The 9,294-nt window shown below is 70.8% G+C and carries 8 protein-coding genes and 1 pseudogene; 6 read left to right on the forward strand and 3 right to left on the reverse strand.

The features are described from left to right. The 3 genes and pseudogenes from V7004_RS13745 to V7004_RS13755 form a co-directional block, all read right to left on the reverse strand. Positions 1-252: pseudogene (locus tag V7004_RS13745) on the reverse strand (acyl-CoA dehydrogenase family protein); the annotation flags it as partial. Position 253: 1 nt separating this feature from the next. Then, the gene (locus tag V7004_RS13750; RefSeq protein ID WP_334144678.1) at positions 254-1,063 is read right to left on the reverse strand and encodes an enoyl-CoA hydratase/isomerase family protein; all 810 of its coding nucleotides are present in this window, start codon (positions 1,061-1,063) and stop codon (positions 254-256) included. Continuing rightward, a complete protein-coding gene (locus V7004_RS13755; protein ID WP_334144679.1) occupies positions 1,060-2,346 on the reverse strand; it encodes a hypothetical protein in 1,287 nt (428 codons plus the stop codon). The genes V7004_RS13750 and V7004_RS13755 overlap by 4 nt, the downstream gene beginning before the upstream one ends. Positions 2,347-2,547: 201 nt before the next feature. Here V7004_RS13755 and V7004_RS13760 point away from each other — a divergent pair, with 201 nt between their 5' ends. The 6 genes from V7004_RS13760 to V7004_RS13785 form a co-directional block, all read left to right on the forward strand. After that, positions 2,548-4,146: a FadD3 family acyl-CoA ligase gene (locus V7004_RS13760; protein ID WP_334144680.1), complete on the forward strand. Its 1,599-nt coding sequence runs from the start codon at positions 2,548-2,550 to the stop codon at positions 4,144-4,146. Continuing rightward, positions 4,143-5,018: a metal-dependent hydrolase gene (locus tag V7004_RS13765; protein ID WP_334144681.1), complete on the forward strand. Its 876-nt coding sequence runs from the start codon at positions 4,143-4,145 to the stop codon at positions 5,016-5,018. The genes V7004_RS13760 and V7004_RS13765 overlap by 4 nt, the downstream gene beginning before the upstream one ends. Before the next feature lie 7 nt (positions 5,019-5,025). Then, entirely contained in the window at positions 5,026-6,213 is a 1,188-nt protein-coding gene (locus V7004_RS13770; protein WP_334144682.1) for an NADH:flavin oxidoreductase, read from the forward strand. 71 nt (positions 6,214-6,284) lie between these two features. After that, positions 6,285-6,857, forward strand: coding sequence for an MOSC domain-containing protein (locus tag V7004_RS13775; protein ID WP_334144683.1), 573 nt, complete (start codon positions 6,285-6,287; stop codon positions 6,855-6,857). A gap of 95 nt (positions 6,858-6,952) precedes the next feature. After that, positions 6,953-7,792, forward strand: a complete 840-nt coding sequence (locus V7004_RS13780; RefSeq protein WP_334144684.1) for an SDR family NAD(P)-dependent oxidoreductase — start codon at positions 6,953-6,955, stop codon at positions 7,790-7,792. 91 nt (positions 7,793-7,883) lie between these two features. Continuing rightward, the coding region (locus V7004_RS13785; RefSeq protein ID WP_334144685.1) for an AMP-binding protein at positions 7,884-9,294 on the forward strand (1,411 nt) is incomplete at its 3' end.

Raw genomic sequence — 9,294 nt, forward strand, 5'->3', positions numbered from 1 at the left:
CCCCACACCCAACCCCCCGTAGGGCACCGGCCAGGTCGGTACCACCAGGCCCGACGCGCCGAACACCGGGTACCAGGCCTCGTATGCCGCCCGCGACCGCACCTCGCGGATGGCACGCGGACCACCTGCGGCCGCCTCCCGCCACGCGGCGGGCACGTGCTCGGCCACCCAGGCCCGCACGATCGCCACCGCCTCGTCGACCTCGGTCTCCGGGGTGATCGGCACCCGGTCGGTCGCGTCGATCACCTCCACCTCACCGCCCACTGAACCGGGGTGGGCGCTTCTCCCGGAACGCCCGCAGACCCTCTCGGAAATCCTCGGAGCGCGACGAGAGCTCCAAGCCGAACGCCTCGGCGCGGAGTTGCTGCTCCAGCGACGCGTCGTACCCCGCGTGGAGGAGCCACTTGGTCAGCCCCAGGGCCACCGTGGGGCCGGCGGCGAGCTCCTCGGCGAGCCGGTCGGCCGTGTCTGCCACCTCTGCATCGGGAACCGCGGCGTGGACCAGCCCCCACTCGACGGCCTCGCGACCGTCGAGCCGGCGGCCGAGGAGCAACAGCTCGCGGGCCCGCACCAATCCCACCAGCCGTGGTAGCAGCCAGGTGGCCCCGCTGTCCGGGGTGAAACCACGGGTCAGGAACGGCTCCCACAGGGTGGCGTCCTCGGCCACGATCGTGAAGTCGGCGGCCAACGCGAGCTGGCAGCCGATGCCGGCCGCCCACCCTCGCACCGCGCACACGATCGGTGTCTGCACGGTGAGCATCAACGGGATCAGCCGGTGGGCGAGCGAGGGCACCCGCCGCTGGACGCTGCCCACCCGAGGTCTGCCCTCGCTCTCGGCGTTGCGGGCCACGATGTCCGCCCCACCACAGAAGTGCCCGCCCTCACCGGCCAGCACGATCGCCCGCACCTGCTCATCACGACCGGCGAGATCGATGTTCTCGACGAGCGCAACCATCATCCCGTCGTCGATCGCGTTGCGCTTCTCCGGCCGATCGAGCACCAGTCGCAGGACCGGGCCTTCGAGCGACACCTGAAGACCCTCCACCGACTCGTAGACACTCACCGGTCGAACCTCGCAACGATCGCCTCCAGGACTCCGGCGAGGTCACTCGAGCTCCCCGGTGGATCGGGCAGGCGCACCGGGCCGTGCTCACGGCTCGGCAGCAGGATCGTGGCCCGACCAGGGGTGGTCAACTCCCCACGCTGGTTCTCGGCCCGCAGCTCGACGTCGACCGCGGGCCGATCGCCATCGGCGAGATACCGGCGGGTGACGGTCCCCCGCAGCCACTGGGTGTCGCCCACGTAGTTGAAGCGCCGGAACTCGCACTCCAGCCGGGCCAGCCAAGCGTCGTCGCCCATCCAGTCGGTGCAGAGGTGGATGAGCCAGGTCTCGCGCATCCGGCCGTAGTCGAAGGTGGTGGGATTGCCGGCGCGCTGGGCGAACGCCGGATCCCAGTGGACCCGTTGCATCACGTCGGGGACGTTCAGCTCGTCGCGGTGATAGAAGCGCGGGATCCGGGCCCGGTTGCGCGCCCCCAGACGGAGGGGCTTGATCCCGTAGAGGCCCATCCCCATCCCCACGTGCCAGCAGACCATGTCGGTGACCGTCAGCGGCCCCTTGACCATCGGACCGAGCTCGTCGCCCTCGGCCACGTCCTCCCACCAGCGAGGCTCACCGCCTCGGGGCCGCTCGCTGGCGTACTGGGCCTCGATCTCGGCGATCTGCTCGTCGGTGTAGGGCACCAGCGCCACGTCGTCGTACTTCTTGCGCTCCCGGGCCTTGCGGCGCTCGGTGCGGATCATCAGGCGGTACTGGCCGGCGAGCAGGGTGCCTTCGTCGTCCCGGAATACCTGAGCGGTCCACTCGTGCACCGCCCGGCCCGCGAACTCACTCGGCTTGTCGAGCACCCCGACCAGCGCGTTGCGGCGCCACACCCGATGGTCGGGGCGCAGCGGCGCCCACCACTCGCGCACGCTGGCGGCGTAGAACGCGTGCACGCCCCGCAGCGGGTCGCCCCTCATCAGGTCGCGCTGGGCAGCCGGCACCTCGGTGACCTCATCCTCGCCGATGAGGGTGTCGCCCCCGACCAGCACCGGGGAGGCGATCAGCCCACCCCACCGGGTCGAGGCGGCATAGACCGGGTCGGTGTAGAGCGGGTTGTCGTCGCCGTACGCCTCGGCCACGTGGCGGAACGCGTCCTCGCCCGGGCGGCGGTAGTGCGGCGGCACCGGATGCGGCTCCGGCACGCCGATACGAGCCCGGAGCCGCTTGATCGCCTCGTCGGTGATCACACCCGTAGGCGCGGTGGCGGCCCGACCCTCCCCAGTCATGCGCGCCCCAGTCATGCGCGAGCCAGCATCGCGCTTTGTGAACGGTGGTTCAAACAACAGGACGCTCGTTCGCGGCCGCCACGTTCGGTACTGTCGCCACGACGAACACTGCCCATCAGGCGAGCTCGTGGTGCCGCAACCCCTCGGAGACCGCCGCGCACCGCCAGCACGCACCGGCGAGAACAGGCCGTCAGGAACAGGAGGCGAGGGATCGACGTGGCTGACCGGACTGCCGAGCAAGGTGGGGACCAGACCGACCTGCCGCCGTCGGTGCCACTGGTGCTCGAACGGGCTGCGGCCCGTTTCGCCGGCCGGGAGGCACTCGTCGACGGTGACCTGCGACTGACCTTCGAGGGCCTGCTGGAGCAGGCCGACCAAGCGGCCCGGGCCCTCCTGGCCTCGGGGATCCAGCCCGGCGAACGGGTGGCGATCTGGGCACCGAACCGAGCTGAGTGGGCGATCGCCGCGCTCGGCACCTACCGGGCGGGCGGGGTCGTGGTGCCCCTCAACACCCGATTCAAAGGGCACGAGGCCGCCTACATCCTGCAGCGCTCAGGAGCACGCCTGCTGTTCACCGTGACCGACTTCCTCGACACCGACTACGTTGAGCTGCTCCGAGACCACGAGCTGCCGGCGCTGGGCGAGACCATCGTGATGGGAGGCGCGGTGCCGGGCGGCTGCAGCGGCTGGCAGAGCTTCCTCGGTCGCGGCGAGGCCATCGACCGGTCCCAGGTCGCCGAGCGGGTCCGGGCTCTCGGCAGCGACGACGTGTGCGACATCCTGTTCACCTCCGGCACGACCGGTCGGCCCAAGGGCGCCATGCTCACCCACGGGGCGTCGATCCGGGCCTACGACAGCTGGGCCAGCGTGGTCGGGCTCCGGGAGGGCGACCGCTACCTGATCGTCAACCCGTTCTTCCACGCGTTCGGGCTGAAGGCTGGCATCCTGGCCTGCCTACTCAAAGGAGCGACGATCATCCCCCACCCGGTGTTCGACGTGCCCTCGCTGATGCGCCGGGTGGCGCAGGAGCGGGTCACCATGCTCCCGGGACCGCCGGCGATCTACCAGACCATCCTCGACCATCCGGATCTGGCCTCCTACGACCTGTCGACCCTGCGCCTGGCGGTGACCGGCGCCGCGACCGTGCCCGTGGAGATGATCCGGCGCATGCGCGACGAGCTCACCTTCACCACCATCGTCACCGGCTACGGGCTGACCGAAGCCACCGGCATCGCCACCATGTGCCGCCACGATGACGACCCCGAGACCATCGCTCACACCGCGGGGCGGCCGATCCCCGGCGTCGAGGTGAAGCTCGTCGACGAGCGCGGCCGGTCCGTGCCCATAGGCGAGCCCGGCGAGGTCCTGGTGCGCGGCTACAACGTGATGAAGGGCTACCTCGATGATCCCGAGGCCACCGCCGCCGCGATCGACCCCGACGGGTGGCTGCGCACCGGCGACATCGGGGTGCTCGATGAGCAGGGCAACCTGCGGATCACCGACCGGCTCAAGGACATGTTCATCGTCGGGGGGTTCAACGCCTATCCCGCCGAGATCGAGAACATCATGATGGAGCATCCGTCCGTCGCCCAGGTGGCGGTGGTCGGCGTGCCCGACCACCGCCTCGGCGAAGTCGGCAAGGCGTTCGTGATCCCGCGTCCGGGCGCCGAGATCGACCCCGACGCCCTGATCGGGTGGTGCCGGGAGCGGATGGCCAACTTCAAGGTCCCGCGATCGGTGGAGGTGGTGGAGGCCTTTCCGCTCAACGCCAGCGGCAAGGTCCTCAAGTACGAGCTGCGGGACCGGTCCGGTTGAGCACCGACCCCGCGCCGCCGCCCGCGCTGCCCGTTCGCCGGGTCCGGTTCGAATACCCGGACGACCTCGACCCAGCCTGGAACCGACGGCTGCCGGAGTTCGCGTTCGGAGCCAACAGCGTCTCGCTGCTCATGCCCTACGCCGAGCCCTACTTCATCCGCTCGATCCGCGCCGCGCTCCCCCAGCTCGACCAGCGGCTCCGACCCCAGGTGGAGTCGTTCCTGCGCCAGGAGTCGGGCCACTACCGCCAGCACCGCCGCTTCAACGACCTCGTCGCCAGCCGCTACCGCGGCATCACCCGCCTGGAACGCTGGATCGAGCGATCCTACGGCTGGCTGGGGCGCACGCGCAGCGTCCGGTTCAACGTCGCGTTCGCCGCGGCGAGCGAGACCATCGCCTTCGCGCTCGCCCGCTGGTCCGAAGCCCATCTCGACGAGTTCTTCGACGAAGGCGACTCGATCGCCACCACGCTGTTCCTCTGGCACCTCGCCGAGGAGGTGGAGCACAAGAACGTGGCCTACGACGTGTTCGAGGCGATCGACGGGTCACGGGTGCGCTACTCGCTCGCGATGCTCACCACCTTCACCCTGCTGGCGTGGTTCGCCACCCTCGGCACCCTCCTCATGGTCCTCGGCTCGGGTCGGGCGCTCAAGCCGGTGACCTACGTCCGGTTGCTGCGCTGGTCGGTGAGTCTGGCGTTCGCGGTGCTACCGGTGATGGCAGCCTCGGCGCTACCCGCTCACCATCCCCGGGACTTCGCGGACCCGGTGTTCCTGCCGATGTGGCTGAAGCAGTACGACCCGGCGACGGGGACGATGCCGCTCTGGCGCGCACCCGCCTCCGTCCGTCGGGGGCTCATCTTCGGGCCATGATGAGACCATGACGACCACGGCCCCCGACCCCTTTGCTCCCGCCCGGCTCGGCCCCGTCTCCCTGCGGAACCGGGTGATCAAGGCGGCGACGTTCGAAGGCGCGACCCCCGATCACGTGGTCAGCGACCGGCTGATCGAGTTCCACCGCGCGGTGGCGCGAGGCGGCGTGGGCATGACCACGATCGCCTACTGCGCGGTGTCACCGGAAGGGTGCGGCACGCCCAACGAGATCATCCTCGACGAGGTGGCCGTGCCCGGGCTGGCCCGACTGGTCGAGGAGATGCACGCCGAGGGCGCCGCCGTTTCGGTCCAGATCGGCCACGCGGGCGCAGTGGCCGCGGCCACCGGCCACCGGGGGCTGTCGCCGTCGCGGATCTTCAGTCCCCTGGCCATGCGGTTCACCCGCGCCGTGACCCCCGACGACATCGGTCGCATCACCCACGACTTCGCCGACGCAGCCCGCCGCGTCGCCACCGCGGGCGCGGACGCGGTGGAGCTGCACTTCGGACACGGCTACCTGATCAGCGAGTTCTTCAGCCCCAGGCTCAACAAGCGCACCGACGAGTGGGGTGGCTCCCTCGAGAACCGCAGCCGCTTCGCCCGCCAGGTCGCAGCGGCGGTCCGAGAGGCGGTGGGCGACCGCCTGGCCGTCATCGCCAAGCTCAACATGGCCGACGGCGTGCCCGGTGGCCTCTGGCTCGACGAGAGCGTCGAGATCGCCCGCCTGCTGGAGGGCGACGGCAGCCTCGACGCGCTCGAGCTCACCGCCGGAAGCTCGTTGCAGAACCCGATGTACCTCTTCCGCGGTGAGGCGCCCATCCACGAGATGGCCCGGGTGTTCCCCCAGCCGATCCGCACCGGCTTCAAGCTGTTCGGGCGCCGGTTCCTGCCCACCTACCCGTACGAGGAGGCTTACCTGCTTCCCTACGCCCGCCAGTTCCGGGCCGCGTTGTCGATGCCGCTCATCCTGCTCGGGGGCATCAACCGCCGCGACACCATCGAGCACGCGATGCGGGAAGGGTTCGACTTCGTGGCCATGGGCAGGGCACTGCTGCGCCAGCCGGACCTCGTCAACCGGCTCCGGGACGGCACCACCGACGAGGGCCTCTGCATCCATTGCAACAAGTGCATGCCCACCATCTACCGCGGCACCCGCTGCGTGCTGGTGCCCACTCCACCGTGGGCGACGACCTGACCTGCGCTCCTCCACGACACGGCGGTTGATCGCGCTGGATCCCGATCGGCTCGTCCACCACACTCGTCGGAATGACCACCGCAGGCGGCGATCGAGCCGACGGCACAGACGGCGAAGGCCTGCTCGCAGCACACCTCGAGCGCATCCGCCAAGCCCCGGCCGACCACGGCACCGTCGAGCTGCTGGTGCGCCGTCCGGCAGTCGACGAGCGCGAAGTCCTCGACGAGGCTCAGCTTGACGTCGCCTCGGGCCTGGTGGGCGACTCGTGGTCGACCCGCACCAGCACGCGCCGACCCGAGGGCCCCGACCCGGACCGACAGCTCACGCTGGTGAGCGCCCGGGTGATGGAGCTGTTGGCGGGCCCACGGGACCGCTGGCCCGAAGCAGGCGATCAGCTCTACGTGGACCTCGACCTGAGCGAGGCCAACCTCCCCCCCGGCAGCAGGCTCGCCATCGGTGACGCCCTCATCGAGATCACTGCCCAACCACATCGGGGCTGCGCGAAGTTCAGCCGCCGCTTCGGCCCCGACGCCGTCCGACTCGTCAACTCGCCCATCGGGTGCGAGCTCCGCCTGCGGGGGGTCAATGCCCGCGTCGTGCGCGGTGGCGCGATCCGCCGGGGCGACACCATCTCCAAGGCCTGACCGGCCCGCTCCAGGACCTGACCAGCCGGGCCACCGCCCGTCGAGCGCCTGGCCCTTCGTCATAGGATCCGGTCCGCTCGACGAAGGAGACCCTTGTGAGCCACCAACCGTTCGCCGGCACCGTCGCCCTGGTCACCGGCGCTGCTCGCCCTCGGGGCATCGGACGGGCCACCGCCCGTCGCCTGGCGGAGCTGGGGGCGTCGGTCGCGTGCCTCGACCTGGCCCGGCCCTACGACGAGGCCCCCGCGCACCGAACCGCCACCGCGGACGATCTCGACGCGGTGGTGGGCGAGATCGAATCCCTCGGCCGGCGGGCGGTCGCGGTGCGCGCCGACGTGTCGGACCCCGAGCAGGTCGAAGCCGCGGTGGCCGCGGCGACGGAGGCCCTCGGCACCATCACCGCGGTGGCCAACGTGGCCGGTGGGAGCGGGCCCGGCTTCGGGCTCGGCCCGCTGGTGAGCCTGCCTCACCACGAGTTCCGACACGTGCTGGACGTGAACCTCGTGGGCACGTGGCTGGTGTCGAAGGCCTGCGCGAGCCGCATGATCGACGCGGGGGTCCAGGGCAGGATCTGCAACGTGTCCAGCCAGGCGGGCAAGCGAGCCTTCCCCCTGCTGGGCGCGTACTGCGCGGCGAAGGCCGGCGTGATCCTGCTCACCCAGTGCCTGGCGCTCGAGCTCGGTCCGTCCGGTATCGCCGTCAACGCGGTGTGCCCCGGCACGGTCGACACGGATCTCATCAACCCCGGCGGACTGTTCGAGTCACTGCTCGGCGGGCCCGCGGGGCTCGAGGCCTATCTCGAACGGGAGATCCCCCTCCGGCGGCTGCAGCGCGCGGAGGAGATCGCCGCCGCGATCTGCTGGCTGCTCTCGGAGGAGGCTGCGGCTATCACCGGTGAAGCGGTCAACACCAGCGCGGGCCAGACGATGGTCTGAGGGCCGGTGGTCTGGGGGCCACGGCGGGCCGGCCGGCGAGCCCGGACCAGCATTTCAGCTCTCCTCCATATCAGTATTAGGCTACCCTAACATGACAGTCGCCACCCGGGAACGGTGCCGAGCCACGCCCACTCCCTTCGCCGCGAACCTCGGCCGCCACGGTGGTCGCCTCGCGTTGGTCACCTCGGAGGGCCAGACCCTCACGTACGCCGAGTTGAGCCACCGCAGCCAGGCGCTCGTCGACCGCCTCGGCCCCGTTCGTCGGCTGGTGCTGCTCGAAGCCGGCAACAACCTCGACTCAATCGTCGCCTACCTCGCTTGCCTTGCCGCCGATCACCCGGTGATCGTCACCCCGGCCGGCTCGCCATTCACCGAGCGCCTGGTCGCGCACTACGACCCCGATGTGGTGCTGTCAGCGGGCCAGGAAGGTTGGTGGGTCGACGAACGGCGAGAGGGAACCCGCCACGAGCTGCACCCCGAGCTCGCGCTGGTCCTCAGCACCTCCGGCTCGACCGGGTCACCGAAGCTCGTCCGACTGTCTCAGGTGAACCTGCAGTCCAACGCCGTGGCCATCGCCGACTACCTGGAGCTGACCGAACGTGACCGTGCGGCCACGACGTTGCCGATGGCCTACTGCTACGGCCTCTCGGTTATCAACAGCCACCTCAGCCGGGGAGCCAGCCTGCTCGTGACCGGTCTCTCGGTGGTGGATACCTGCTTCTGGGACGCGTTCCACCGGGAGCAGGCCACGAGCTTCGCCGGGGTGCCCCACACCTTCGATCTGCTGGACCGGGTCCGTTTCGAGGAGCTCGATCTCCCGCACCTGCGCTACGTCACCCAGGCCGGCGGACGCCTGTCGCCTGAGCGGGTGAGGTGGTATGCGCAGCTCGGTCGCCGACGGGGGTGGGACTTCTACGTCATGTACGGCCAGACCGAGGCCACGGCCCGCATCGCCTACCTCCCACCCCACCTCGCGGCCAGCCATCCGGGCTCGATCGGCGTCCCCGTCCCGGGTGGATCGCTGGAGATCGAACCGGTCGAAGGGCTCCCCGCCGGCGAGGGCGAGCTGGTCTACCGAGGGCCGAACGTGATGCTCGGCTACGCCGAGTCACCGAGCGACCTGGCGCTCGGCCGAACCGTCGAGGTGCTCCGCACCGGCGATCTGGGCCGGCGCAACCCGCAGGGGCTCTACGAGATCACCGGGCGGGCACGGCGGTTCGTGAAGCCCTTCGGCCTGCGGGTCGATCTCGACCGGGTCGAGCAGGTGCTCGGCGAACACGGTCACCCTGCCCTGTGCACTGGTGACGATCAGCGGCTGCTGGTGGCGATCGCCGGCTCCGATCCGGACGCCGCCGCGACCGCCGAACAGCTCGTGGCCGCCTTCTTCCGCCTGCCTCCTGCCGCGGTGCAGGTGCGGCTGGTCGGCGAACTGCCCCGGCTGGCCAACGGCAAGCCTGACTACGCCACCGTGGCCTCCTGGTTTCCTCCCGCCCCCTCCGGAC

It is taken from the genome of Rhabdothermincola sp. (genome assembly GCF_036846205.1).
Taxonomy (GTDB): Bacteria; Actinomycetota; Acidimicrobiia; order Acidimicrobiales; family Acidimicrobilacustridaceae; genus Rhabdothermincola.